The organism is Cerasicoccus sp. TK19100, from assembly GCF_027257155.1.
In the GTDB taxonomy this organism is placed as follows: Bacteria; Verrucomicrobiota; Verrucomicrobiia; order Opitutales; family Cerasicoccaceae; genus Cerasicoccus; species Cerasicoccus fimbriatus.
This window is the reverse complement of the sequence record NZ_JAPWDU010000001.1, coordinates 575,402-602,166: the sequence shown is the minus strand read 5'-3', so window position 1 is coordinate 602,166 and position 26,765 is coordinate 575,402. Positions and strand designations below refer to the sequence as shown.

26 protein-coding genes, 1 tRNA gene and 1 pseudogene are annotated in these 26,765 nt (G+C 56.9%); 20 read left to right on the top strand and 8 right to left on the bottom strand.

The features are described 5' to 3' along the window. Positions 1-53: 53 nt before the first annotated feature. The 3 genes from secD to O3S85_RS02425 form a co-directional block, all read right to left on the bottom strand. Positions 54-2,738 (bottom strand): protein translocase subunit SecD, encoded by a 2,685-nt coding sequence (gene secD / locus O3S85_RS02435; protein WP_269537588.1) that lies wholly within the window; start codon positions 2,736-2,738, stop codon positions 54-56. A 62-nt stretch (positions 2,739-2,800) separates the two neighbouring features. After that, the gene (gene yajC, locus O3S85_RS02430) at positions 2,801-3,193 is read right to left on the bottom strand and encodes a preprotein translocase subunit YajC (protein WP_269537586.1); all 393 of its coding nucleotides are present in this window, start codon (positions 3,191-3,193) and stop codon (positions 2,801-2,803) included. A gap of 123 nt (positions 3,194-3,316) precedes the next feature. Next, entirely contained in the window at positions 3,317-4,066 is a 750-nt protein-coding gene (locus tag O3S85_RS02425; protein WP_269537584.1) for a hypothetical protein, read from the bottom strand. Positions 4,067-4,446: 380 nt separating this feature from the next. Here O3S85_RS02425 and O3S85_RS21190 point away from each other — a divergent pair. The 6 genes and pseudogenes from O3S85_RS21190 to O3S85_RS02400 all read left to right on the top strand — a co-directional run. Next, positions 4,447-4,586: pseudogene (locus O3S85_RS21190) on the top strand (sodium/proton-translocating pyrophosphatase); the annotation flags it as partial. Further along, positions 4,586-4,918: a hypothetical protein gene (locus O3S85_RS02420; protein WP_269537582.1), complete on the top strand. Its 333-nt coding sequence runs from the start codon at positions 4,586-4,588 to the stop codon at positions 4,916-4,918. The pseudogene O3S85_RS21190 and the gene O3S85_RS02420, both read left to right, overlap by 1 nt. Before the next feature lie 77 nt (positions 4,919-4,995). Continuing rightward, entirely contained in the window at positions 4,996-5,874 is an 879-nt protein-coding gene (locus O3S85_RS02415; RefSeq protein ID WP_269537580.1) for a hypothetical protein, read from the top strand. Between the two features lie 68 nt (positions 5,875-5,942). Further along, on the top strand, positions 5,943-7,904 hold the full coding sequence (gene speA / locus O3S85_RS02410) for a biosynthetic arginine decarboxylase (RefSeq protein ID WP_269537578.1): 1,962 nt from the start codon (positions 5,943-5,945) through the stop codon (positions 7,902-7,904). A gap of 57 nt (positions 7,905-7,961) precedes the next feature. Beyond that, the gene (locus O3S85_RS02405; protein WP_269537576.1) at positions 7,962-8,834 is read left to right on the top strand and encodes an LOG family protein; all 873 of its coding nucleotides are present in this window, start codon (positions 7,962-7,964) and stop codon (positions 8,832-8,834) included. A gap of 81 nt (positions 8,835-8,915) precedes the next feature. Further along, complete coding sequence (locus O3S85_RS02400; protein ID WP_269537574.1) at positions 8,916-9,671, top strand: hypothetical protein; 756 nt, start codon at positions 8,916-8,918, stop codon at positions 9,669-9,671. A gap of 14 nt (positions 9,672-9,685) precedes the next feature. Here O3S85_RS02400 and O3S85_RS02395 read toward each other — a convergent pair whose 3' ends face one another. Continuing rightward, positions 9,686-10,339: an HAD family hydrolase gene (locus O3S85_RS02395; RefSeq protein ID WP_269537573.1), complete on the bottom strand. Its 654-nt coding sequence runs from the start codon at positions 10,337-10,339 to the stop codon at positions 9,686-9,688. Positions 10,340-10,481: 142 nt separating this feature from the next. On the opposite strand from O3S85_RS02395, the gene O3S85_RS02390 reads away from it, so the two are divergent. Genes O3S85_RS02390 through O3S85_RS02330 form a run of 13 tightly spaced genes read left to right on the top strand, consistent with a single transcriptional unit; the run spans position 10,482 to position 20,839 of the window. Next, positions 10,482-10,856, top strand: a complete 375-nt coding sequence (locus tag O3S85_RS02390; protein WP_269537571.1) for an acyl carrier protein — start codon at positions 10,482-10,484, stop codon at positions 10,854-10,856. Positions 10,857-10,899: 43 nt separating this feature from the next. Then, positions 10,900-11,505 carry a TVP38/TMEM64 family protein gene (locus O3S85_RS02385; RefSeq protein WP_269537570.1) on the top strand — a complete coding sequence of 202 codons (606 nt, stop codon included), beginning with the start codon at positions 10,900-10,902 and terminating at the stop codon, positions 11,503-11,505. A gap of 11 nt (positions 11,506-11,516) precedes the next feature. Next, on the top strand, positions 11,517-11,771 hold the full coding sequence (locus O3S85_RS02380) for a phosphopantetheine-binding protein (RefSeq protein ID WP_269537568.1): 255 nt from the start codon (positions 11,517-11,519) through the stop codon (positions 11,769-11,771). A gap of 15 nt (positions 11,772-11,786) precedes the next feature. Next, positions 11,787-12,884 carry a beta-ketoacyl-[acyl-carrier-protein] synthase family protein gene (locus O3S85_RS02375; protein WP_269537566.1) on the top strand — a complete coding sequence of 366 codons (1,098 nt, stop codon included), beginning with the start codon at positions 11,787-11,789 and terminating at the stop codon, positions 12,882-12,884. After that, positions 12,877-13,530: a hypothetical protein gene (locus tag O3S85_RS02370; RefSeq protein ID WP_269537564.1), complete on the top strand. Its 654-nt coding sequence runs from the start codon at positions 12,877-12,879 to the stop codon at positions 13,528-13,530. The genes O3S85_RS02375 and O3S85_RS02370 overlap by 8 nt, the downstream gene beginning before the upstream one ends. Beyond that, on the top strand, positions 13,521-14,435 hold the full coding sequence (locus O3S85_RS02365) for an LpxL/LpxP family acyltransferase (protein ID WP_269537562.1): 915 nt from the start codon (positions 13,521-13,523) through the stop codon (positions 14,433-14,435). The genes O3S85_RS02370 and O3S85_RS02365 overlap by 10 nt, the downstream gene beginning before the upstream one ends. Beyond that, complete coding sequence (locus O3S85_RS02360) at positions 14,425-15,216, top strand: lysophospholipid acyltransferase family protein (RefSeq protein ID WP_269537560.1); 792 nt, start codon at positions 14,425-14,427, stop codon at positions 15,214-15,216. Before O3S85_RS02365 ends, O3S85_RS02360 begins: the two co-directional genes overlap by 11 nt. Then, positions 15,183-15,482 (top strand): ApeI family dehydratase, encoded by a 300-nt coding sequence (locus O3S85_RS02355; RefSeq protein WP_269537558.1) that lies wholly within the window; start codon positions 15,183-15,185, stop codon positions 15,480-15,482. Before O3S85_RS02360 ends, O3S85_RS02355 begins: the two co-directional genes overlap by 34 nt. Beyond that, complete coding sequence (locus tag O3S85_RS02350) at positions 15,475-16,248, top strand: glycosyltransferase family 2 protein (RefSeq protein WP_269537557.1); 774 nt, start codon at positions 15,475-15,477, stop codon at positions 16,246-16,248. Before O3S85_RS02355 ends, O3S85_RS02350 begins: the two co-directional genes overlap by 8 nt. 14 nt (positions 16,249-16,262) lie before the next feature. Then, a complete protein-coding gene (locus O3S85_RS02345) occupies positions 16,263-16,823 on the top strand; it encodes a hypothetical protein (RefSeq protein WP_269537556.1) in 561 nt (186 codons plus the stop codon). Then, a complete protein-coding gene (locus O3S85_RS02340) occupies positions 16,823-19,096 on the top strand; it encodes an MMPL family transporter (protein WP_269537554.1) in 2,274 nt (757 codons plus the stop codon). Before O3S85_RS02345 ends, O3S85_RS02340 begins: the two co-directional genes overlap by 1 nt. 10 nt (positions 19,097-19,106) lie before the next feature. Beyond that, positions 19,107-19,523 carry an ApeP family dehydratase gene (locus O3S85_RS02335; RefSeq protein WP_269537552.1) on the top strand — a complete coding sequence of 139 codons (417 nt, stop codon included), beginning with the start codon at positions 19,107-19,109 and terminating at the stop codon, positions 19,521-19,523. Continuing rightward, the gene (locus tag O3S85_RS02330; RefSeq protein ID WP_269537550.1) at positions 19,520-20,839 is read left to right on the top strand and encodes a class I adenylate-forming enzyme family protein; all 1,320 of its coding nucleotides are present in this window, start codon (positions 19,520-19,522) and stop codon (positions 20,837-20,839) included. Before O3S85_RS02335 ends, O3S85_RS02330 begins: the two co-directional genes overlap by 4 nt. Before the next feature lie 10 nt (positions 20,840-20,849). On the opposite strand, the gene O3S85_RS02325 is transcribed toward O3S85_RS02330, so the two are convergent. Then, complete coding sequence (locus O3S85_RS02325) at positions 20,850-22,229, bottom strand: trypsin-like peptidase domain-containing protein (protein WP_269537548.1); 1,380 nt, start codon at positions 22,227-22,229, stop codon at positions 20,850-20,852. Positions 22,230-22,745: 516 nt separating this feature from the next. On the opposite strand from O3S85_RS02325, the gene O3S85_RS02320 reads away from it, so the two are divergent. Continuing rightward, positions 22,746-22,821: transfer RNA gene (locus O3S85_RS02320), tRNA-Thr, on the top strand. A gap of 42 nt (positions 22,822-22,863) precedes the next feature. Here the strand turns inward: O3S85_RS02320 and araD are convergent. The 3 genes from araD to O3S85_RS02305 are packed head-to-tail and all read right to left on the bottom strand — an operon-like array spanning position 22,864 to position 26,675. Continuing rightward, positions 22,864-23,559: an L-ribulose-5-phosphate 4-epimerase AraD gene (araD, locus tag O3S85_RS02315; RefSeq protein WP_269537546.1), complete on the bottom strand. Its 696-nt coding sequence runs from the start codon at positions 23,557-23,559 to the stop codon at positions 22,864-22,866. A gap of 3 nt (positions 23,560-23,562) precedes the next feature. After that, positions 23,563-25,056, bottom strand: coding sequence for an L-arabinose isomerase (gene araA / locus O3S85_RS02310; RefSeq protein WP_269537544.1), 1,494 nt, complete (start codon positions 25,054-25,056; stop codon positions 23,563-23,565). A gap of 29 nt (positions 25,057-25,085) precedes the next feature. Continuing rightward, positions 25,086-26,675, bottom strand: a complete 1,590-nt coding sequence (locus O3S85_RS02305; protein WP_269537543.1) for a xylulokinase — start codon at positions 26,673-26,675, stop codon at positions 25,086-25,088. Between the last annotated feature and the right edge of the window lie 90 nt (positions 26,676-26,765).

The following is a 26,765-nucleotide window of genomic DNA, read 5'->3' as shown; positions in this document are numbered from 1 at the left end:
GCGAATGCCGCCGATGCGTGCATTCGCCTTTTGGGAAAAGTTGACTGACCCGATTAGGCCGGTGCGCCGGAGGTCTTGTCGGAATCCGACTCCTTGGTGGCGCGCTTGCTGCCCGCTTCCCATTCGTAGGTCGGCTTGGCATACTCGTGATCGGTGACGTGCTTGCGGTCACCCTTGTGCCAGGCGTAGAAGACCGGGCTCGCAATGAAGATCGACGAGAACGTGCCGGTGACGATACCGATCAGGAAGACCAGCGCGAAGTCCGTCACCACGCCAACGCCGAAGATAAACAGCGCGAAGGCAGCGACAAAAGTCGTGATACTGGTGAGCAAAGTTCGGCTCAGCGTGAGGCTGATGGCGCGGTTGATCACGTCGAACAGCTTCATGGACGGGTTGAGCTCCAGCTCCTCGCGGATACGGTCAAACACAACGATGGTATCGTTAATCGAGTAACCCACGATCATCAGCACGGCGGCCACCATCGGCGCGGTAAACTGACCGCTGCCTATTCCCAGGAACTGCCCCAGGATCACGAAGAGGCCAATCGACATCAGCACGTCGTGAATCGTCGCTACGACCGCGCCAACACCGTAACCGATCTCAAAGCGCAACGCGACGTAGAGCAGAATGCCGATTAGCGCGAAAGCAATGGACTCAATGGCGTTGAAGACGATCTGGTCGCTCACGGCGGCACCAATGACGTTTTCAGAAACCTTCACCAGCTCGGCGTTCGGGAACGTGGCCAGCATGGCGTTGACGAGGGCTTCAGTGCGGCCCTCTTCCGAGTCTACCTGAATGCGCAGACGCTCGATATTTTGGCCAATTTCAGACTGGAAGACCGGGATGACTTCGCCCAGCTCGTTGGCAACGGCCATGTCTTCAATCGCGGCGATTTCAAGGGTGTCCTTCGAGCCCGGATCGAACTCAAACACCACCTCCGCGCCACCGCGGAAGTCGATGCCCATGATGTCGTCCTTGGCGATAAAGATCGCGACCACACCCGCCAGGACCAGCGCCCAGGAGCAGATAAAGGCCGGCTTGCGCTTGCCCAGGAAGTTAAGCGATTTGATACCCAAGCCCTTCTGGATGCTGAAGTTCGGAATCACCTTTTCGGCAATGCCGCCATGCACGATGATTTCCAACAGTGCGCGGCTGATGATCAGCGCGGCGAACACCGAGGCACCGATACCGACGGCCAGCGTCAAACCAAAGCCCTTGACTGGGCCGACGCCGAGCACGAACAGGATCACGGCCGTGATCATCGTGGTGACGTTCGCGTCAACGATGGTCGACAGCGCCTTGTCGTAACCGATTTTAAGCGCGTTCTTGATGGACTTGCCAGCGACGAGCTCTTCGCGGATACGTTCGAAAATCAGGATGTTCGCGTCCACGGCCATACCCATGGTCAGGACCAACGCGGCAATGCCTGGCAGCGAAAGCGTCGCGCCAACACCAGCAAGCACACCGAGCACGATGACCAAGCTGAGGGACACGGAAACCACCGCGACAACGCCGGAGAACAGGTAATAAATCACCATGAAGGCCACCACCGCAATCGCGCCATACATGGCGGCGCTGATGGAGGCATCCTGCGCGTCCTTCGCCAGGCTCGGGCCGACTTCCTGCATTTGGTCGACCTTCAGGGCGAACTCCAGCGGATTGTTCAGCGCACTGACGAGCTGGATCACTTCGTCCTGCGAATAGTTGCCAGTAATTTGGCCGTTGCGGGAAATCGCGCTCTGCACCGTGGCGGCGGATTCCAACTCGCCGTCGAGAACGACGACCAGCAGCTCGTCAGTGCGGGTGCTGGCATTCTCGTCGACGATGCGCTGAGTCATGTTTTTCATGATCTCGGAGCCTTCGGAAGTCGTAGTGAAGCCGACCATCGGAGAGCCGGTGCTCATGTCAATGTAGGCTTCGTCAATGATATCACCATGGGCTTCGGGGATCTTCTTGACCCAATACTTCACAATGGTGGTCTCGCCGGTTTTGGCGTCGGTGCGCTCGTCGGCGAGCACTTCATACATGGCGCTGGGGCCATTGGGATTGCCGGGGTTGAGCGGCAGGCTTTTCAAGTCGCCCACGTTGTCTATTGGTCCTCTGTTAGGATCTGAATTCGGGCGCAGGTAGCGGTGCCCGGTGCGGAAGTCCAAACGCGCAGCCTTAACGAGGTTTACGATCAGCTCCGGATTTTGCTGAAGGTCGACGCCTGGCAGCTGCACTTCGATGCGGTTCGGCGGGATCGGGCGGATCAGCGGCTCGGCAACGCCAAGCGCGTTGATACGGCCGGAAATAATTTCGACCGCCTTCTCCAAGCGGACGTTTTGCGCATTGGGGTCCTGCTCCGCATCGATGCTCAGCACCAGCGAGACGCCGCCATCGAGATCCAGACCGAGGTGCAGTTTACCGCGTGATTGCTGGTAAAGATAATCGGTGATGATCTTGTTGGCACGTTGCAGATTCGGCTCACGCACCATCTTAATGTGCGGGAAGTATTGATCGTGCAGGTTGACCTTCTTTTCATTGGCCGTATCGCGCAAGGCGGCGACGAACGGGTAGTTCTCGGTGACCCGACTATCAGCTTCCTCGACCAGCTCATTGAACTCGGCGGCGTTGTCCACCGGCTCGGCGAGCACGTAGTCGCGGAAATCCGTGTCTTTAATCGGGAACAGCGAGAGCACCGCCCAGGCCATGATGACGGCGGTGAAGATCAGTTTCCAAATAATGGAATTTTTCATGGGTTTGGCAGTTGACCAAAGTTTCCTTGGTCCTTGATGCGGGGATTATGTTCGTGGAAAACTTACTTAGCCTCAGTTTTTTCCGGCTCGTCGGTGGTGTCTTCCGCCGCTTCATCACCCTTGGCGTCGTCCTTCTTATTCAGAACGGTTTGGATGAAGGGCTTGGAGATTTCGATGTTGGTGTTGTTGGCGACCTTCACCGAGACGCGGTCGCTCTTGACGTTAACAATCGTGCCGAACACGCCGCCCTTGGTCATGATTTTATCGCCCTTTTTCAGGCCTTTGACCAGTGCGTCGTGCTCCTTCTGCATTTTGCGCTGCGGGGCAACGATGAGGAACCAGAAACCGGCCATAAAGAGACCGATCATCAGGAAAAAGCTCATCGGGCTTTGATCGCCGCCTTCCGCTTGGGCTAAAATAGTGAAAAAAGATGCAATGTTGGGTGTTTCGAGCATGTTTAAATTCGGGAAATCGGGCAGACAAACGGATGCACCCACGGAAAGCAAGCGTGAATCAGCCACAAATCAGGGTGATTCACCCGCACCCGTGGGCATTAAATAGTGAGTGGCTTACTCCTTCTAACGCTGGTAATCCCGACCGCTCATCGAAACGGGGGCTTCCATCTGCCAGCGGGCCAAGGCCTTAGCCACGGCATCCTGCACATACACGGTGGGGATCTGCCCGGAAAGTTTGGGTGAAAGATAGAGGTGATCGCCGGCACGTGTGGCATTTTCGAGGAAGTCCATGCCCCCCTGCCCAAAGTAAACCGCCTGCCCGAACTTATTGTACGCCCCCATGATGACGGAGGCAGTGTCGACCTGCAGGATCTGTTCGCCGCCACGATCGCCGTTGACGTGGAACTCCCGCGATACGCCGCCCCAGCTGTGGCCGTTATACGGCGACTTAAGCGTGACGGATTGCTCCAAGATCTGCGGGACAATCAGCATTTCCACCTTGGTCTCGTCGTTGAGCTTCCAGATCAGATCACTGACGCCCTTGGCCATCACTTTGGGGTCGCTGGACTGAATTTGACGGCGCAGCGATTCCCCGTTGGCAGCCAGGGCGTTGGCTACCAGGTCTTCCGGAGCCACGAGATAGCCTTCCTGGATGAGCTCATCTGCCGTGGCCTCATTGACCATCGGGCAGATATACGCGTAATTTTGCGGCAGGTAACTGAGCACCTCAGACGGCAGCACCGCCACGTGGCCCGAGAAGTTATTTCCCATAGGCTCGCTGGAACTGGAACCGGAGCCCGGGTCCGTGCTTTCGCAACCGGTTAAAACAAACAACGCCAAGGAAAGAGATAACGCAAAGTGCTTAATCAGCATACCAATAGTTCACCGGATTTAAATCACCGGAGCAAACTAATTCGCGTCCAGCCATGATTTGACGTCCCCAATTTAAACACAATTGCCGTAGTTGGAAATAGTGTGTGTATTTGGCATAACGCAAGCCGCTGATGGACAGCTTGTCAGGAAAAATCCAACCATCCAAGGACAGTCCCTGAATAGACCGCTAACAGTCAAAGAGAACCCCGTAAAACCCAGAACTACCCCCCTCTTCTGGTTTGCCACCACCTCCGCCCTCGTGGCGTTGTTTTTAGCGTGAACATGCTAAGTTGGTATGATCCAACAACCCGCCGGTAACGACCGCACGGTCGAGATCGTCAGCTACGTCAGTGACGACGCGCACCTACTTAAAACAGCAATACAAGGCCACGGTATTCGGCGACACCGTCGGTAATCCCCTTATGACACTAGCGGTCCGAGCTTGACCATCCTCATCAAGCTGATGAGCGTGATCTCCATCGCTATGGCCAGCGTGAGCACCGGATTTCAGCTACTGTAATGAAACAAATCAAAATCGCCCTCTGCACATTTACGGCCGTCTGGCTGCCCGTTCAATTGCTCGGTCCCTGGCTGGGTATCTCTGCCATCGAGAGCCTGGTGCTTAAGCTGGGCGACATCCCGCGTATCGTCGCATTGGCGGGATTAATCTGGATCGCGATAGATCTATGGCAGTCACGGAAAACGCAGGACGAAAAGATTTGGTGGACGGTGCTCGGGGTTATTTTCGCTCCGATCACCGTGCCGGCTTATTGGTTTAGCTATGGCCTGCCCCGAGCGACGGAAGGCCGACGACCCGAGGCCGATACACCGTCAGATAATTTGAAAGATTAAGATTTTTTTCTTTAAGGTGCCCCCGGCAGTGTAAAGGATAAAGGCCTCTCACCTAAGCCCTTTCTACACCAAGCCGAATGACCATCGCCGATTCCGACGATAGCCAACCTAACGCTGACCAACCGGAACCCTCCGAACTTAAAGGCAGGGTTTTAAGCAGTGTCATTCATTGCCGCTACGCGAAGGCCGACCGCCGGTTAACGGTCACTGCCGTCATTTTGATTGGGCTGGTGAACTTTGCCTTCATCGTTGAAGAATTTTCGCTGCCGAGTGGTTCCCTGGACAGCGGCCGTGTTGTGCAGATGCGTGCGCTGCTGCTGGCGCTTTCCCTCGCTTTCGCCAGTTGGATCCCGTTTATTCGGTCCACAACCATGCTGCAGAAACTGGTGCTGGCGTGGCAACTTATCTGCAGCACCTTGTTCGTCTGGACTGACCACCTACTGCCCGTTAATGCCTATCAGAACTCCATGGCGGATCTCGCCTATCTGATCTCGATTTTCATTTTCATGCCCAACCGGCTGTCGTATCAGCTGATCTCCGGCACCTTTTTTGCCACGGCGCATATTTGGATGCTGCATGCCCATGGTGGTTTCACGGAGATGTGGTGGGAAGCTACGATGATTTTCCCCATTACGGTCATCTGCGGGCTGTATGTTAACTGGCGTTTCCACCAAACGCGTATCGCCGAGTTCCAACAATGGCAAAGCGAGCACCAGGCTCGCGTAAAATTGCAGATGGCCATGGATCGTATTGAAACACTGCGCGGCCTGCTACCGATCTGCTCCTATTGTAAAAAAGTGCGCGACGATAAAGGCTACTGGCACGAAGTGGAGAGCTACATTCGCGCGCATTCCACTGCAGAGTTCAGCCACAGCCTTTGCCCAGAATGCGGCCAGGAGCACTATCCGGGCATTCTTGGGCCCGAAGATTTCGGCGATAGCCAGTGTAATCATTAAGCCGGTGACTCGATCCATTTGCTTTCGCCTTTGACGAACGCCCGATTTATCCACAATTTCGCGCCAGAATGCCTGCTTCAGACAAGTCCAACTGGTCCCCCGAAAAATCCGCAGAATACTACGGCCTGCCCCGCTGGGGCCAAGGCCACTTTAGCGCGGATGCAAAAGGTAATCTGTGTGTCCAGCCACTAGGCGAAGACGGTCCCAGCATCAGCCTGGCGGATGTCCTGGCCGAAGCCGAAGCCGAGCACGGCCTACGCCCGCCGCTGACCATTCGCGTGCAGGACTTGCTCCGCCGCCGCGTGGAAATGCTCAACGAAGCCTTCCACCGCGCCATCGAAGAGGAAGGCTATGCGGGGCATTACCGGGGCGTGTTCCCGATCAAGGTCAACCAACTGCGCGAGGTAGTGGAAGAAATTCTCGACGCTGGCCGCTCCTATGACTTTGGCCTCGAAGCCGGCAGCAAGCCCGAGCTGCTCATTGCCCTCTCCCAGCTTGATCGCAAGAACGACCTGCTCGTCTGCAATGGCTACAAGGACATGGACTATATTCGCGCGGCCTTGCTCGGCGTGCGCCTGGGCCGCGAAGTCATCCTCGTCATCGAGCAATTTTCCGAAGTGGACGCGATCATCAAGGTGGCCCGCGAAATGAACGTGCAGCCCCATATCGGCTTCCGCGTCAAGCTGTCCATCGCCGGCGAAGGCAAATGGGCGACGTCCACCGGCGACAATGCAAAGTTCGGCCTGACCGCCGCGGAAATCGTCGCCGCCGGTAAAAAGCTGAAGCGCGCCAAGCTCGGCCATTGCCTGCGCCTCGTGCACTTCCACATCGGCTCGCAGGTGCCGAATATTTTGACGATCAAGAAGGCCGTCCGCGAGGCTGCACGCTTCTATTGCGAGATTCGCCAAATGGGCTTCGACATCAAATATCTCGACGTGGGCGGCGGTCTGGGCATCGACTACGATGGCAGCCGGACCAACTACGAGAGCTCAATGAACTACTCAATGGGCGAGTATGCGCGCGATGTCGTCTTTAACATCAAGAGCGTTTGCGAGCAGGCTGGCCATCCCGTGCCAGACATCATTTCTGAAAGCGGGCGCGCGCTGGTGGCCCCCCACTCGATCCTCGTGATTGAAGCCGTGGATCGCATTGTCAAAATTCCGGAAACCGAGGAAGGGAAGACGCCTAAGATCAAGAAGCACCAAATACTGGCCGACCTGCAATACATCCTGACCAACAAGGATGCACACGGCCCGCAGGAGCGTTTTCACGATGCCCAACAAAAGAAAGACGAGGCTGCAAATCTGTTCTCCCTCGGCTACCTGGACCTCCCTACCCGCGCCCAGGCGGACACCCTTTACTGGCAAATTTGCGCCGACATCCACACCGGCCTCAAGAAGGACGGCTACGTCCCCGAGGATCTTGAAAACCTCGGTGCCCTGCTGGCAGAGCAATACGTTTGCAATTTCTCCGTCTTCCAAAGCCTGCTCGACCACTGGGCGCTGGACCAGCTCTTCCCCATTGCACCGCTACAGCGCCTCGACGAAGAGCCGACCATCGAAGCGACGCTGGTGGACATTACCTGTGACAGCGATGGCAAGGTCACGGACTTTGTCGACCTGGAAGACGTTCGCCACAGTCTGCGCCTGCATCCGCTGGGCAAAAAACCATACTACCTGGGCATTTTCCTGGTCGGCGCGTATCAGGACATCATGGGCGACCTGCACAACCTCTTTGGCCGCGTCAACGAAGTGCACGTATTCCTTGAAGACGACGAAGAGGACGGCTTCTACATTGAGGAAACCATCCGCGGCTTCTCCACGGACGAGGTGCTCGACTTTATCCAATACAAAGGCGCGGACCTAACCCGAGCCATGAAAAAGCAGATCGACGTCGCCACCCGCAACGACGTCGTGAAGCCCCGCGAAGGCATCCGCTTGCTCAATCTTTACACGGATATGCTCAACCAAAAAACCTACCTGACACCGGGCGATAAGGTGAAGAAAACCGTCAAGAAAAAGGCGAAATAAAGCACGATCTTGGCTGGGAAAGTTTAGCATTTGGGAGTAGTGTCGATTGATAACATCATGAAAGACACAAATTACACAAATGAGTGGCCACCAAAGGCCTACAAAAATCTAGAATTCCTCAATAGCTCCCAGGCACGTCACGTGCGTATCCTTTGCGAATTGGCAGAGCCCAAAAAGCGCCTGAAACGCATGGGCGTGTATAACACCATCGCGTTTTTTGGCTCGGCCCGCATCCCCGATAGCAATACCGCCCGCGAACACCTGACCGTCGCCGAAAAAGAAGCCGCTGAAGGCAAACCCGACGACGAAGCCCTGGCCCAGCGACTTCGCGTCGCCAAGCGCCACATGCGTGCCTCCAAGTATCACGATATGGCGATGGAACTGGCCCGCCAGCTCGCCGAATGGTCCAAGACTATCACCGATCCCAAGAAGCGCTTTTTTATCTGCACCGGCGGTGGCGACGGCATGATGCGCGCAGCCAATCACGGTGCCTACCTCGCCGATCAGCCGTCTGTGGGCCTCGGCATCAGCCTGCCCTTCGAGCAGGAGCTCAATCCCTACATTCCGCACGATCTGCAGTTTGAATTTCACTACTTCATGATCCGCAAATACTGGTTCGCCTACATGGCCAAGGCGATGGTCGCCACCCCCGGCGGCTTTGGCACGATGGACGAGCTTTTCGAGATCATGACGCTCATTCAAACCCACAAGATCCAAAAGCGCATGCCGATCGTGCTGCTTGGTTCGGAATTCTGGAACGATATTCTCAATTTCGAAGCCTTTCGAGACTGGGGTATGATCAGCGATGAGGACCTCAATTTGTTCCGCATCATGGACGATATCGACGAGGCGCGGGACTGGATTATTGAGGAACTAACGACCCATTACGTCAACAAGCCACACGTCGAGCCGACCATACCGGGGATCTAAAACAGTTTCACTTTAAACCGCCCGCGAATGGGCGGGAATTATCATTGCCAGCGGCGGCACCGAGCCGTTACTTCAACTTGCATGCCCAGTGATTCCTTCATGCCGACACCTAAGCGACACATTGCCAAGTGGCCGTTTTTCGTTGGCGATGCATTGCTAGTGGCCACCGGCATCGGCCTGGCCTTCTCTCAGGGAGCGCCCCTGCCCCCGCTTGCGATGGCCTGGGTGGTCATTTCTATCGTCAGCGGTGCCGTATTGGCCTGCGCGCCCTACATCGTGGAATACTACGTGACCGCCAAACATGGCGGCGGCGACTGGGCAGAAGTGCGCAACCATGTGATGAAGCTGGAGTTTCGCCTGGCCGAAATAGAGCTGAATAGTGGTGGGGCACCGGAGTCTGCACGCTTGGCCCAGAGCCGTTTTAACCGCTATTCGGACGATGAAGACCTCGGCATCGGTGAAGTCGTCAAACAGCAAAAACCCGAGGAACCCGAGTCCAAGCCCGCGGCGACCCAGCTAAAGTTCGGCCCTACCGGCGCAGACCTCGTTGGCAAAAAACACCAGTCGGAGCCCGAAACCGTAGCGCCCGAACAGATTGAGGAATCAGAGCCAGAGCCACCGGCCAAGCCTAAATCCAAGCCACCTTTTCGCATTAGCAAGGCACCCTTGGCCGATAGCGACCTCGACGAGGAAGAGGCCAATTTGCCCACCAGTCTCGACGACATCGGCCCAGCCGAAAAACGCACGCCCACTCACCTGCGCAAGGCGCTGGAGCAGGCCCGCAAGGAAACCGGCTCCAAGGCTGTCGCCCGCCTGATTCGCGGCGGCAAGAGCTAGGCGCGGCCGTTTAGTTATTCGTGGGGTGCCACCGGGATTCGCGCCGCAACCTCCTTTAGCGAATCGACTACGACAGCGCCCGTCGCCTCCAGACGCTCCCGCGAATTATGCCCGTGCGAAACGAGCACACAGTCTGCACCGACGGCATTGGCGACCTCGTAATCATGCACGGTATCGCCGATCAGTAGCAACTCATGCGGCTCATGCGGGATCGACGCCACGTGTTGCAGCGCGTTGCCGGTCTTCCCCTCCGCGTAGATATTGTCCAGGCCGATCAGACGGTCGAAGTAGTCATTGAGGCCGTAGAAATCGATGATCTCCACCAGCAGCGGTTGACGGTAAGCCGAGAGAACCACCTGTTCAACGCCCGCAGCATGCCACCGAGCCAGCACGGACTCAGCATCGGGGTAGAGCACGCATTCGCGTTTCTGGGCCTCGTAGGCGGCAATAAACTCGTGGCTGATTTGCTTAAACGGGTCCACCGTCTCGTCAAAATTCAGCGCGTCATAATAGCGCTGCACGGGAAATTGAAAATGCTGGCGGTAGAATTCGTTATCGATCGTCGGTTTATCGCGCCGCGCCAAAAAGCGGTTCATGATGTCCACGCATAGCCAGCCGTCGTCCATCAGTGTGCCGTTCCAGTCCCAAATCACGTGCTTGTAAGCCATTGGAGATGACAGTCGCCGCCGCTAAAAAAAAGTCAACGGCGAGCGTGATTTGCCACTGGATAGAGTCTGAAAAACTATTCCTCTTGCGAATATGCACCAGAATGGCATTTAATGGTCGTTGCACGTGAATACTACCAACACGATGAATAACCCAGCCCCAACCGATACCGCTACCGACCAGGAAGCGGTATGGCGGTATCGCGCGCGTCATTATTCTCCGGATTTTCAGAACGCGTTTGTGCGCTTCATGTCGACAGGTGACCGTAGTTGCCTGAGCACCTTGGCGCTCGGACTTTTGGAACATCACGTGGAAGACCTCTCCAAGGAGTGGTTGGCCGCACACGCAGAAACGCTGAATCTGCGGACCGATCTCGGCTCGGATTCCATGATGCTGGCCGAAGTCGCTTTTGCCGTGGAGGAGTTGTTCGACGTGACGATGAATAATCAGGACCTCGTGGAGCTGGAGAACCTGAACGACTTGGCAAATCTCATTGAGCAAAAGCGCGCCATCAACTAACCGCAGTCGGCGCTGGATACCGCTGACGATTGGCTGGGCCACCATGGCAATCCTCGCCTGGTCACTGATTATGCTCAATGGCGGATGGCGGACCTTGTTGGACAATGGTTCGCCTTGGGCCCTGGCCATCTTTGCCCTGCTGATGATTTTCCTGCCGATGGTCGGCTTTCCGATTTCGGTGTTTTACGTCTGCGCAGGAGTCGCGTTTTCACCATGGCAGAGCATTCCAGTAGGCCTGGTTTGCCTGGCGATTAACATGTCCGCCAGCTATCTCCTGGCCCGCTACTGCTGGCGCGAGCCTTTGCGGGAAAAGATTTCCCGACGCTGGCCGCAGGTTTTTTCCCTCAACGAGGGCAACGCACTGCGCCTGACCATCCTCGTGCGCGCAATCCCCGGCATCCCCTTCTGGATGCAAAATTATATCCTTGGCGTGCTCGCCGTGCCGTTTGCCGCTTACCTGGCCTTGTCCTGGACCATACAGGGTTGCTTTTTGCTGGGCGTCGCGCTGACCGCCAATGGTGCCATTACGCAGGATGGACAGCTCGCACTTTGGGGTGGATTTGTCGTGCTGGTGACGATGCTCGGCATTCGCGTGACCTTTAAACGGCGGCATGCGGACTTGACTCAATCCGAAGCCTCAACAACTTGACCGCAGAACGAATGAGCGACCTGACTGACCGATTAAAAACCCTGATTGTCGACGCCCTGCAACTGGATGACGTCGAACCCCAAGAACTCGACAACGACGAGCCCCTGATGGACAACGGCCTTGGGCTGGACTCCATCGATGCGCTGGAGCTCGTTGTCCGCGTGGAGAAGGAATTCGGCATCAAAATTAAAAACAGTGAGGAAGCCCGCGAAGCGCTTGCCAGTATCAACAGTTTGGCTGCGTTCATTCAGTCCCGCCAAAGCTGATCGCTAACGATTTCTATGACCCCACAGACCGACGTTTACCTACATGCGTGCGATTGCCGCACGGCGCTGGGTAACGCCCATGAGTCCTGGCAAGGCTTGGTCGATGGGAAAATTGCCCTGCGCGCGATGCCTCCCCTGCCCGGTTCCGATGACGCGGTGCCGCTGGCGCTGACTGGAAATCTCGCCGACTGCGATCCGCCCCGCTGGCTGGAGCCATGCCTCGAGCTGCTTGCCAGCGTCCCGCAAAGAGCATGGGGCGACGCGCGCCATCCGATCGTTATCACCAGCAGTAATTTCGGCATCGATCAGATGCTCGCATTCCATCAGCAGGGCCATGCGCACTACCGGGAGCAAGCCACCGCAGTCAGCGCGGTGCAGGCATTTGCCACTCGCCTGAACTGGGGCGGTAACCGGACCATCATTTCCAATGCTTGTGTCTCGGCTCAACTTGGGCTGATCCACGCGCAACGCCTCTTGGAAAACGACCTGGCTGACGAAGCACTGGTGTTTTCGTTCGATTACCTCAGCCATTTCGTAGTGGGCGGATTCCACTCGCTGAAGATTCTTAACAACGACTTCCCGCAACCCTACGCCGCGCGTGAAACCGGTTCAATTGGCCTTGGTGACGGGACGGGTTTCGCCTTACTCAGTCGCCAGCCGTCGCCATTTCGTATTGCCGCGTCATCATCGTATTCCGAGTTTCACCACATGACGGGCAATGACCCAAGCGGCTCCGGGTTCAACGCCGTAGTCGCTCCGCTGGCCGCCGTTCTGGATGGCGCACCCGCTTGGGTCAAGGGGCACGGAACCGGAACCCTTGAGGCCGCGCGACTCGAAGCCGCAGCAACCGCCAAAGCATTTCCCAAGGCCCCCTTGGTCTCCTGGAAGGGATCGCTCGGCCACACCCTTGGCTCATGTGGCCTGGTGGAGCTCGCCATTGCCCTGGAATCCATGCGCCAAGGCCGGGCCCCGGGCAACGTCGGTTCGTCGGCCCCCTATTGCTCGGCTAACGTTCAGGCAGAAGCCTTTTCGACGAAAAACTACCAAGCCGCGGTTCTGCTCAGCAGTGCATTTGGCGGCGCGCATGCCGGCCACCTCATCACCCATGAATAAGCGCTACATTCAGCAAGTATCTGCCTTTGCGCCCGTTCAGGAACTGTCCGATGAGGTGCGCAAAGACCTGCGCAAAAATTTTAAACCACTGGCGGCACGGCGGCTTACTGCTCTGCCCCTGATCCTCGGCGAGCTGACCAAGAATGCTGCCCCACAGCCCAACGATGAGTGGATTTTCGCTTCGGAGTATGGCGGCTCCATCAGCTTGGAAAAGTATCTGGAGAGCTTTCCCACGCCCAGTCCGCTGCATTTCCAAAACTCAATCCAGCCTGGCCCCTTGGACCTGATCAACGTCGTGCGCGGGCAATCTGCGGCTCAGTTAACCCCGATCATTGGTGCTGAAAATTTACTGGCTGAGTCCTTGCTGGCGGCCCTCATCTCTCGCGCCGAGGTGGTCCACTTGGCGGCAGGCGAAGAATACACTCAGTGGGCAGCTCAGCACGGCTTGGGCTCCGGGGCCACCTTTGGCTTTTACCTGCGCCTCAGTCGCGACCCCGTGAATGCACTCGGCGAAGTATCCCTGCAGCCCGGCGATAGCCAGGCGGCCAGCCACACACACCAGGATGCAGCGAAACGTCTGGCCCAGCGACAAGACCTTTGCGCACACTTGCCCGAACGCGGCGTCATCCGGTTAACATGGCTGTAGCTCCGCCCAGAAACCCCGGCCCCAGCTGGGGCTATCGGGCCATCCACTGGTGGGACAAGCATCTGCCCGGACCACTGCGGGATGCCGTCGTCAGCATCGGCGGAGCGGTTGCCTACAGCTCGATGCCTGGGCAGCGCGCGGCCTCTCACGAGTATTTAACCGCCCTCCGGCAACGCCCCGCAACGAAGCGCGAAGGCATGCGCCACTTTGCGGAGTTTACCCATAGCCTGTTGGCCAAGCTCCGCGCCAACCAACCGGGCACGATTAAAATCGACTGGCGTGATGACGCCAATCGCGAGCGCGGGCATCTGCTGTATGCCGATGAGCCAATCATGCTGGGCACCTTTCACGTGGGTGCGTCGGACCTGATGGGCTTTCACATCAAGCAGACCGGGCGACGCGTCACCATGATTCGCCAACGCGTCGAAAACTCTGAAGACATCGAGCGCCTTCTCGCTCAGGCTGGCGAAATGATCGAGATCATCTGGGTCAACGACGAGTCGGAGATTGTCTTTGCGCTCAAGGACGCCCTCGGTGCGGGTAAATCCATCGCCATGCAGTGCGACCGGGTCGAGCACGCCTCCAAGCTGGAGGCGTTTCAATTCCTCGGCAAGCCACGGCTTTTTCCGGTAACCATTTATCGGCTCGCAGCGATTTACCAGCGGCCGGTGCAATTTTGCATCGCCCTGCCCCACGGTGATTCCCGGGATCGCTTCGATGTTTACGCCAGCGAAGCGTTTCGCCCGAGCGGAAATCGCCAAGCAGCCCAGACCGCCGCGCATGAGCATTTTCAGGGTGTCCTGAATTGGCTGGAATCCCTGCTCAAGGCGCATCCCTATCAGTGGTTTAATTTTCTTCCGTTAAACCCGGCCCAGGCCCAAGATCCTTCTCCTGATGGCCGCTAACCGGACAGAGGCTCCCCTCGGGCGCTACATTATTTATCTGGGCCTGGTGCTCTTCTTTGGCAGCGGAGCACTGGCCTACAACGCCCTCTGCCTGCTCACCCAATGGCTGCCCGCCAGCGAACGACGCCAGCAATTCTCGCGGCGAATCATGGTCTGGCTACTCAAGACGTTCATCGCCGCGATCGAAGCAGGCGGCGTTGGTCGCGTCCGTTTTCAAGGCGTCCGCGAGGCCATCCCCAAGGGCCCGTCGATCATCGTGGCCAATCATACCGGGCTGCTCGATGCACTCTTTCTCCTAACCGAACTGCCGGATGTCGTGTGCATCTTTAAATCCAGCCTGCGACGCAGCCCATTCTTTTGCGGCGTGATTCGCGAGAACGATTTTATCGCCAATGACGAGGGGCTGGACCTCCTTCACGCCATGAGCAATGCCTTGGCCCTCGGCAAGACGATCCTGGTGTTCCCGGAAGGCACGCGCACGGAAATCCCGCCACTGAACGAGTTCAAAGCAGGCTTTGCCCTCGTCGCCCGCCGGGCCGACGTCCGGGTTCGCACCATTGTCATCCGCAATTCGTGCGGTCTGCTTGCCAAGGGTGGCGGCCTCCTTCGCCGCTACGCCACGCCCTTCCAATACGTCTTCACGCCGGGACAAATTTTCGAGGTCAATGAGGGTGAAAAAGCAGTTCACTTTTGCCAGCGAGTTGAGTCATTCTTCCGCCACGAACTTTCCACCGACGACTTCGCCCCATGGCAGAAACAACGAGCAAAAGCCTCAAAGTAACCTTCGACAATGGACACTGCGCGGGGCATTTCCCCGGCCACGCCATTGTGCCGGCCGCCGTGCAGGCTCAGTGGCTCATCCGCTTTGCCAGTGACATTTCGCCGGAAACAAGTGGCTGGAAAATCCGCCAACTCAAGTTGCTGCGTGAGCTCCAACCTGGGTGCGATGTCGACATCTCCCTCGCACCAACCAAGTTAGGGTTTAAAGGCGAGGTGTCCGACGCAGACGGCCCTTACGCCCAAATTTCCCTAGTCCGGCATGACTGAGTCCAGCACGCATGTCGTCGTCATCCCGTCCTACAACACCGGGCCGATTCTTCGACGCACGATCACCGAAGCACTCGCCGTTTGGAACCCGGTATGGCTCTTTATCGACGGCTCCACGGACGGGGCCCACGAGGAGTTTCTTAAGAACCCTGAACAGTGGCCGGGCCTGCGCGTCTTCGTCCAAAAAGAGAACGCCGGTAAGGGCGCGACGGCGCTTCTGGCCGCTCGGGAAGCCATGAATGCCGGCTACACCCACATGCTGCTCATGGATGCCGACGGGCAGCACCCCACCCACCAAGTCGCTGAATTTATGGCGGCATCCGTCGAGGCCCCGGACGCAACCATCATGGGGCAGCCCGACTTTGGCCCGGACGCACCGATGATCCGCCTCGCTGGTCGCCAACTGAGTATTGCGCTAACGCAAGTTGAGACTCTTTGGGGTGGCATTGCGGACCCACTATACGGCTTTCGCGTCTATCCCGTAAGGCCGCTGCTCGATGCCTTCAAACAAACCACCATGGGCCGACGCTATGACTTCGATCCCGCTGCGGCCGTGCGCCTGTTCTGGGCAGGTGTCCGGCCAATTAAGCTCAAAGCAGCGGTCCGCTATGTGCCCAAAGACGAAGGCGGCATCAGCCATTTTCACTATCTGCGTGACAACCTTACAATGGTTTGCCTGCATGTCCGTTTGTTGCCAGAATTCCTCCTCAAATGTTTTCACATTGCCCAGTTAAAGCGCCGCTTTCGACGAACATCGGCAAAGTAATATTCCTGATAGCGATGCTGTTTGGTCTGGGTAGCCCTTGCCTGCGCGCAGAGCCGGTGGAAGACATGCTACAGCGTCTGGCATGGCCCGAACGCCCCGAGACCGCCATGCTCGCATTCAACGAAGAGCGGACTTTTCCATTTCGCCGATTCCCCAAACGCTATACCGGCAAAATGTATCGCTCGCCTGAGGGTGACCTCGCCATTGTTTACGATTCGCCCCGCAGCATGAGGCTACTCATACGCGGCGACAGTATTCAATTAGATGACGGCAGCGGGGCGCTGCAAACGATCCCCAGTGACCGCTTCGATGGGCACGCGATCAGCGACCTGCTTCGCGGCGACGTGCAACAGCTAAAGGCAAACTGGAATATTGAACCGACTGCGGACGGCCTAAAGCTCTCGCCGAAGAATGATTCAATAGCGGCGAGCATAGACTTCATCGAAGTTTACTTTGCATCGCAAAGTGTGCAGTCAGTGCGCGTTCATCAGCGCAATCAGGCAACGCGCAATTACGAATTCGGAGAAGTCGTTTGGACCAGTGGCGATGACGCGGCCACGCCGTTTGCCAACTAATGAGTGCGCCTGCCCAACGAAAGGTATCGACGCCCTGGATCGCAATTCTATTGCTGATCGTCGCGCCGTTGGCATATCTGCCTTTCGTTGATTGGTCGCAGGCCTTTAATGACAATATTCTGGAACTCTTACCCGAAGAGAGCGAGGCACCGGAGGATCAGGCCGTTCGCAAACTTTTGAATGAGCGCCTGTCGTATCCGGTCATGCTTCGCGCCATGGTAGAAGGTGCAGATTTAAAGCAAGCAACTGCGGATTTGCGAGAAACCGCGCAGCAGCAAACCGCTTTTAGCGAAGCCATCCTGCTCAACCAACCTAATCAGTTTGAAGCACTGGCCGGGGTGGTTCAAGAGCACCGTGAGGCTTTGTTGTTTAGTGGATGGCTCAGCGACCGGCATCGCGAATACCGTCAGGCAGATGAGCCCAGTCAGGAATTCATTGCATGGCTAGCGAAAGATTCAGCCAGTCGCCTAAATACGTTTCTAGATAACCCAGCGAGTATGGGCTACGCGGATCAAATTCCTGAAGACCCGCTGTTGCTCGTCCCCCACGCGCTGGAGTCGTTACCCGCCCAGCCCGAGCTTTCTGCTGACGAGCTAATGCTCTGGCTGCCCATCAATGTCGACCCGCTCACCTCGGAAGGCCAGCAGGAGATTGAAGATTCACTGCGAGCCATCGAGGCAAAGATGCGCGCCAGCTACCCGGGCTATGAGCAGCTAGCCAGCGGTGTTTACGACATTGCGCGTGAGAGTGCAGCCAAGACCAAGAGCGAAGTGAGCCTGCTCAACATCGGTATGGTCGTCGTGATGCTTGCGCTGATTCTTGCGCTTACCCGGCACCCGGGCTTCATACTTCTCACCGCAGTGCCAGCATGTGTCGCCGTCCTGTGGTGTATGGTAGCTGGTCTGGTGATCTTCGGGCACATCCACGTCATAGCGATTGCCGTGGCCTCCGTGGTCCTTGGGCTAGCGGTCGACTATGCCGTCCATTTGGCAGCAAATCGAAAAAACGGAAACCTTCAAACGGCGTGGAAAAAAGTCCGCCTGCCACTCACGGCCAGTTGCCTCTCCACCTGCTACGGGTTTCTGTTTTTATGGCTATCCCCAATGGTCGCCATGAAGCAAGTTGCGGTCATGGTGCCCGCAGGCATGCTCGCCGCACTCCTGTCAGTAAAGTTCCTCCTCCCGTGGCTTGAGCCCATCGCGGGCAACTACGAGATTTCGCGCCTGATCAAGCGGCCCTTGCCTGCGCTACGCTGGCAGGCATGGGCACCCTTCGCGCTCGTCCTATGGATCAGTGCGATGGGCTATCTGGCTTCTACGCACGTTTTTTCGGACGACATTACAGACTTTCAAATGCCTGTTTCTGAAGCCATCGACCGCTTCAGCACATTGACCGAAAACATCCGCCCAGACGGCGACAGCACGCAGTGGTATGTTTTTGGCAATTCACCAGCCCAGCTTAGAAATCGCATTCAACAGGTGTCCAAGCAATTTCCTGAAAGCGTCAACTACTCAGGAGGTGATGATGCTCTCCAGCAGAACTTTGCATCGCAAAGCAAACACTTCGGCGAAGAGTTAAAGCAAGAGCTGGAGCAAGCAGGATTTGAGGCAAATGCCTTTCAGCCATTTTTCTCCCGGCTTTCCTACGCCGCGGAATGGGACTCGCCTCAAAAGATACACGCGGCCTATCGCAACATTGCTGACGCCCTGCATGGGCCCGCACAAGCCCTGCTCATGCACGACGGCGATCATTGGGTAGCGGTCATCAACGCTCCCGCCGATAACAGCATCCCCGACTCACTCACTGCCTTCACGAGAGAGTTGTCTCAGCGAAACAAGCTCAACGAAGTGCTCCAGCATGCGCGCGAAGGCATACTGAACAGTGCCGCATTCGGCCTGATCGCGATTACACTCTGTGTCGTAGTCTTTTTCCGCAAGCACGCCATGCGCGCAATGCTTGTCCCCTTCTGGTCCGTCGTTATCGGCCTGGCGCTCACCGTGCTTGCCAGCGGGGCGATTGGCCTACTCGCCTTGATTGGTGGCGTCTTGGCCTTTTGCCTGGCCCTGGACTATGGCGCGTTTGCCGCCTCAGCCGAGGAGCCCCCGTCTTCGATTCGCATTTCCGCAGCGACGACCTTCAGTGCGTTTTTAGTGCTCTCCTTGTGCTCCATTCCCGCCGTGGCACAACTGGGGCAAGTAGTGGTCCTAACCGTAGCCATGGCTTGGCTGATCTCCGAACTACTATGCTTGCCCTCATCCCGACAAACGAACTGAATCCACTCCAGTGACAAATGAAGCAACCGAGATTCGCGACCTGATTCCGCACGAGTCGCCCATGATTTTGCTCGACCGAATTCACGATATTTCGGCCGGGTCCGTTCGCTGCAGCACATGTCTATTGAACCATCCTTACATCAAATCGGGGGAAACAATCGACTCGGCTTGGTCCCTGGAAATCGCCTCTCAGGCATGCGCCGCAATCATTGGGAAATACTACGCTGAGCGAGGCTATCGTGAAGGTCGCTTGATCAAAGTTTCACAGTGGGACCTCCGCCAAGCCACCTTACCAGAGGATGGAGAAATTTTCATTTCTGCGGATCTGGTAGCCGACAGCGAAGTCGGTGCATTTATCTTTAATGCCCAGCTATCCTCCGGTAAAATGCTACTCGTGGAGGGTCAGCTAACCATTCTGGCAAAGTGAAGACTCCGCTGACCGATCGTTGGGCGAAGCTCCTCAAACAGGATGCCGGTGCACTAGCTGTCATTGAGGACGGCCAGCATTGGACTCGCGCTCAACTGCATGAGTTGGCGATGACAAAGCTGGAACTATTTCGCCTGCAAAATCTGAAGCGAAAAGCAGTCGCCCTACACCTGCCAAACAGCGTTGAGTGGCTGGCCACGTTTCTCGCGCTTCGGTGGGCAGGTGCCGTGGTAGCTCCAATAGACGGCGTGGCAGATACTGCATTTTGCCGCCAGCAAGCGACGGCCACCCGTTGCTTTGCGATGCAAAGTAAAAGCCTCGAAATCCTCGACCAAAATGCACGCGGCTGGAAGGACGGCATCGCGCTACTCAAGCTAACCTCCGGCACCAGCGGTAACCCCAAAGCATTTGCCTTCACCGAGGCCGAACTCTGCGCGGATGCCGACAACATCATTTCGACCATGGGACTACGGTCAGACGATGTGAACTTCGCCCTGCTACCATTTGCCCACAGCTATGCCCTGGGGAATTTAGTCGTGCCGCTACTCGCGGCGGGCATCCCCATGGCCATTGGCAGCGCCGCCCTGCCCCGTGTGATCGCCGATGAAATTGCACAACACGGAGCCACCGTATTTCCCAGTGTACCGCGAGTCTTTGAGTCGATCGCGCGCACGGAAGGCATTCGCCTTGGCAAGTTACGGCTCTGCATATCGGCGGCAGCACCCCTGCCCGCCGAGCTCGCCAATGAGTTCAATCAGCATACAGGCCTGCTTATTCATAATTTTTACGGAGCCAGCGAATGCGGCGGCATCGCTTATGACCGCTCTGGAGAATTGGGCCAGCAGGGTGAGAGCATCGGGCAGGCCATGGACAATGTAACCCTCTCCACGGATTCACATGGACGGCTCACGGTGACATCTGCGGCGGTTAGTTCCTACCGGCGGACGACCAATCCCCGCGGACACGCGAAGATTACTTTGCAGGACAAAGTTACTATCCGAAACGATGGCAGCATCGTCATCCGTGGCCGCTCGGATCGTATCGTCAAATGTGCTGGCCGGCGCATTGATCTGTCTTCGATCGAGAACATTGCCCTCCAGGCCGGAGACGTAAAATCCGCGGCAGCACTTCACGACGAGATCACGGACAAACTACTGATCGCCTACGAAGGCAAAATTAACGAAGCTGAATTACGCAGCCACCTTGCCGATAAGTTTCAGCCATGGCGTAGCCGGTTTAAGGTAAAATGCGTTCCGCAACTGCCAGTGAATGCTCGCGGAAAAGTCGACCGGCGAAAGCTCAAGCGGCAGTTTTGAATAACCCGGGCTATCGGGGCTTGAGGACCAGATACGATGCCTGATGGCCACGGTCGACCTCGACCAATACCTTCTCGGGGTTCGCCACCCAGCCCTCATACACGGCTTGAATGCTGTCCAATGTCGTTATCGACTGATCTCCAACTTTAAGGATGATATCGCCGCGGCGCACACCTGCCTCTGCGGCCGGATAACCCGCCTGGACCCCCATTACGCGAACGCCGTCGTTGCTTTTTAACTTCTCCTCGCGGGCTACCGCTTTGGAAATGCGCTGCACACTCAGCCCCCACTTCTCGAAGGCCTCCATCGCACCGACCCGGCTTTCCAGCGGCTCCGAAACCACTGTTTCTACTTTAGTCGCACTGCCCCGGCGCACTTCAAATCTCAGCTCACTGCCCACCGGGCTACTGGCGATAGAGTGCTGAATCGCTGGCAGTTGCTCCGGAAACCGACCATCGATCGGCTCGCCGTTGATTGACAAAACAATGTCGCCCGGGCTGATGCCTGCGGTGCTCGCCGGTGAGCCGGGGTCCACACTTTGCACAAGCATTCCCTGATTGGCCTCAAGCTGGTAGAAGTTCTCCAGATCTTGTAGCGGCCCGGGGATCAGGCCAATATAACTACGCGAGACGGACTCGGCCTCAATGAGTTCACTCAATACCTCGCGGGCAATATCACTGGGTACGGCGAAGGCCAAATTGTTCGCGCCCAGATACGCGCGGGTATTAATGCCAATCACCAAGCCATTGGGCAGCACGAGCGGGCCACCGCTGTTGCCGGGATTGATCGCGGCATCCGTTTGCAGCCAGGTGTTGAACATCCCAGTTTCGTAGCCCTGCCCCACCGTTCGTCCCTCGAAGTAGCGATTGGTGTTGGAAATAATCCCCCGCGAAACGGTGCGCGTCAGACCGTTTGGAGTCCCCACGGCATAAACCGTTTGCCCGGGCCTTAATTGGCTGCTGTCACCAAACTGCGCATGGGAGAACGTTAAGTTGCGTTTGGCAATTTCATCGGCGTCCAGCTTCACGACGGCGAGGTCCGTCCAATGATCCCACCCAAGCAGCGTCGCTGGCACCCGCTCCAAATTGTTCAATGTGACGGAAATCCGCTCCGCGTATGGGTTGACCACGTGGGCATTGGTCAGGATTAAGCCGTCTTCGGTCATGATCACACCGCTGCCAACGCCGCGCGCGGTGCGCTTGGCCCCGCCCTCAAACGTCGTTTCCCAAACATCGAGCCGCACGACGCTGTCGAGCAGCTGATCGAACTCTGCCTCGTTGCCGTTTGCGACCTCTGACGTGCTGCCTTGGTGTGCGCAGCCGGACAAAAAGACCACAAGCACCATCAAACCAGACCAGAAGGGAATCACACATTTGCGCAGACTAAACATAGCCACAAGATGCGCGACCTAATGCCGATGGCAAGCCCTGCTTCGAAATGCGCATTTTCGATCAACTGGCCGATAGTGGCCCCGCAGTCATGGTCGATTCGCCTCCGCAGGAACCGCGCGACAGTCCAATTTGCATACCAAATTGTAGCAAAAGCACGCCAACCAAAGCAACTGAGCCAAAAGTGCGTTTCCCTATACTGTTGTTTTTAAAAAGCCCTATGCTATGTTTTGAAAAAGCCACTACTGTTGTTTCCTCAACATAGCCACTGTTGTTGGGTCAACATAGCTAGTGTTGTTGAAGCAACATAGCCTGCGTTGTTTTAGAAAACCTAAGTGCTCGTTTTTTAATGACCTCATGGGCCGTTTGCCAGGAGACAACACGGACGCCCTCCTAACTCGCGCTGATCAAATCCTCACTTAATCATTACTCTGCGCCCGTGGGGAGATTCTCGATCATCGAAAAATCACACTTGACCGGAGCGCAGTGGAATGTTGTTTGTATAGGCTTTCTTGGATGCCGGGTTAGCTCAGTTGGTAGAGCGGCTCATTCGTAATGAGCAGGTCGTCGGTTCAAGTCCGATACCCGGCTCCATCTGATTCCATTGATTTTTCAGGCGCAAATCAGGAAACCGGACTACTGCCCGTAATACGCGTTTTTGCCGTGCTTGCGCAGGAAATGTTTATCGAGCAGCACCGGGTCGACCGGGGGCTGATCAGGCGAAATGGATAGCGTTTTCAGCGCCATATCCGCCGCCACTTCCAGGGCGAATGCATACTCGACCGCCTTGGCTCCGGAGACATTCCACACAAAAGGTCCGTGGTCGTTAACCAGAACCGCCGGCACATCCATGGGATTGATGCCCTGAAAGCGCTCGACGATCACTTGGCCAGTTTCCCATTCGTATTGGCCGTTTATTTCTTCGGCGGTCATCTTTCGCGTTACCGGAACCGGGCCGTAAAAATGATCGGCGTGCGTCGTCCCCAGACAGGGGATTTCACGACCGGCCTGTGCAAAGGCCACGGCGCAACGCGAATGAGTATGCACCACCGAGCGCACTCCTGCTGCCGCAAAAGCAAGGAACAGGCAGCGATGGGTCGGCGTGTCCGATGAGTATCGCAGCTTCCCTTCAACGACTTGGCCATCCAGATCCACGACCACCATATCCTCCGGGCGGAGGGCGGCATAGTCCACCCCGCTTGGCTTTATGGCAAAGACACCGGCGTCAGCATCGAGCACACTGACATTGCCGAAGGTCAAATCGACCAGGCCGGTCTTGGGCAACGCGAGGTTCGCCTCGCAGCACTCTTCGCGAATGGATTGGTAATTCATCGCTTAGATCCCCCGGATGCCGTAATAAACTTCGCCCGTGCGCAGGTCCTGCTTGAATCGGCGCATCTCGGTCGCCTCATCGATGAAAACGCACTCGACGCCGCTGATCTCGGCGAGCATTTCGATCTGGTCCGCAGTCACGTCAAAGCTGAACGCCGTGTGGTGAGCCCCGCCCGCCTGAATCCAGGCTTCGGCCGCCGTTGCCAGGTTCGGCTTGGCATCCCAGAGGACGCGGGCCACTGGCAGCTTCGGCATTTCATGGGGTATCTCGACGCTTTCCACCTCATTCACGAGGAAGCGGAAACGGTTGCCGAGATCGACCAGCGAAACATTGATCGCCGAACCCGTGGAGCCATTGAAAACCAGGCGAACCGGGTCAGCCTTCCCCCCGATGCCCAGAGGATGAATTTCGACACGTGGCTTGGTCGCCGAAATGGACGGGCAAATCTCCAACATGTGCGAACCCAGGCAGCGCGCGCCAGCCGGATCGAAGTGGTAAGTATAGTCCTCCATAAAGGAGGTGCCGCCGCTCATGCCCGGAGTCATCGCCTTGAGCACGCGCACCAGCATGGCGTGCTTCCAGTCTCCTTCACCGGCAAACCCGTATCCGTCGGACATAAGACGCTGCACCGGCAAGCCCGGCAACTGCACCATGCCGTGGAGATCTTCAAAGGTATCGGAAAATGCGCCATAGCCGCCGTCGACCAGGAATCGGCGCAGGCCAATCTCAATGCGCGCGGCTTCACGCAAAGAGTCGTGGCGCGCCCCACCCTTAGCCAGCTCTGGAGCCAAATCATACAGGTCGGCATACTCTTGGCATACATTGTCGATTTCCGCATCCGCACCTTCATTGATCACCGCAACCAAGTCGCCCACGGCATGCGTATTCACTTCAAAACCGAACACCCGCTCGGCCTCGACCTTGTCCCCACAAGTCACCGAAACATAGCGCATGTTATCGCCAAAGCGGACGATTTTCAGGTTGCGCATTTCATCCCAACCAAGCGCAACGCCCGCCCACTTTGCCAATTGATTGCGGACCGAAGATGCTTCCCAGTGGCCCACGATCACCTTACGCGGAATGCGCATGCGGGTCAGCATATGACCGTATTCACGCCCACCATGCGCCGACTGGTTCAGGTTCATGAAGTCCATGTCGATGATATCCCAAGGGATGTCGCGGTTGAACTGCGTGTGCAGATGGCAGATCGGCTTGGTCAGCGCATTCAGGCCGCTGATCCACATTTTCGCCGGCGAGAATGTGTGCATCCATGTGATAACACCGATGCAGCTCGCCTCACTGCTAGCCGCGGCGAGGGTCGACCGAATCTCCGACGGAGTGGTGACAATCGGCTTGAAGACGATCTCGACCGGTATCGATGCATCGGCGTTGAGCGCCTTGGCGATCTCTTCGGCGTTCGCCGCCACTTGCTTCAACGTTTCCGGGCCGTAAAGGTGCTGACTACCGGTGACAAACCAAACTTGTTTCGTGCTCATTGTATTAAATCATTGCTAAGGTTTAACCATTAAATCGCGTCTACTGCCGCGCGCTCGATTGAGAGGCCGCGGTGGTAGCGTTCAAAAAAGCGAAGGAAGCCCGCGACATCCTCCGGGTCGGGTTCAACCGCTGCTCCCATGCTGTCGGCGAAAACAGGTTTTAAAAATTCGGGCAGCGTCATGGCCTGATCTGCGCGCATCATGTATGCGGCCAAAAGTGCGATGCCCCAGGCACCACCCTCGCCTGCGGTGTCCAGCGTGGAAACCGGTGCGCCCGTCGCCGCCGCCATGATACGCTGACCGACAACCGGTGTTTTGAAAAATCCGCCATGACCACGGATCTCGTCGACTTCCACGCCCTCATCGACGAAGAGAACATTGAGGCCGGTGCGCAGCGCACAAAGCGCGGTGAACAAATGCGTGCGGATAAAATTCGGCAACGTTAAGCGGTTATCCGGTGACCTCACGAAGAGCGGTCGCCCCTCGGTAAAACCCGTCACGTGCTCACCGGAAACATAACCGTAGGCAAGGAGGCCGCCGCAGTCCGCATCCCCCGTCAGCGCGAGATTGAAAAGCCGGGCGTAGAGTTCGTCCGTGCTAAAATCAGCCCCCATGGTCTTGGCCGCATCTCCGAGCAAGCCGATCCATGCATCGATATCCGAGGAGCAATTATTCGTGTGCGCCATGCCCACGAGCTTGCCATCGGGCGTCGTGACTAAATCAATTTCATGGTGCGCTTTGGTCAGCTCTTTTTCTAGAACCAGCATTGCGAAAACGGAGGTGCCCGCCGAGACATTACCCGTGCGCACTTCGACGCTGTTGGTCGCCACCATGCCCGTGCCCGCATCGCCTTCTGGCGGGCAGAACGGAATCCCCGGTTTGAGCGAGCCAGAAGGGTCCAACAGCTTGGCACCTTCTTCCGTCAGCGCACCTGCCGATTCGCCCGCGGATAGCACTTGTGGCAACAGTTCTTTCAGGCTCCAGCCATAGCCCTTCTCTTGCACCAACTCATCGAACTGCGCGATCATCCCTGCGTTGAAATCCTGCGAACCAATGTCGATGGGGAACATGCCTGATGCCTCGCCAATGCCCATCGCTTTTTGCCCGGTTAGCTTCCAATGCACATAGCCGGCAAGCGTCGTCATGTAAGTGATTTCGCCAACGTGCGACTCACCATTGAGAATAGCCTGATAGAGATGCGCAATGCTCCACCGCTGAGGTATTGGGTAATCAAAAAGCTCACCTAATTTCTCCGAGGCAGGCCCGGTAATGTTATTGCGCCAAGTGCGAAACGGGACCAGTTGCTCGTTATCCGCGCCAAAGACCAGATAGCCGTGCATCATCGCGCTAAAGCCGATGGCTTTGATAGTGGAAAGCTCTACGCCATGCTCGGCCAACACGTTTTTCTTCAACGCTGAATAGCTGGCCTGGACGCCCGCCCAAACTTCATCCAAAGAGTAGGTCCAGACGCCGTCGATCAGTTGATTTTCCCAGCTGTATCCGCCCGATGCGATTGGCTGATTATCAGTGCCAACCAACACCGCTTTAATCCGTGTAGAGCCCAGCTCAATGCCAAGCACAGCCTGGCCGTTTTGTATTTCTTCTGCGTAATTGTTCATAGGGCTATAAGTAGAAATCTGCGACGCGGCGCTGCCGACTCTCTCGATGGTTTGGGTAACGACGAGAGACGGGGAAATGAGTTACTTTAA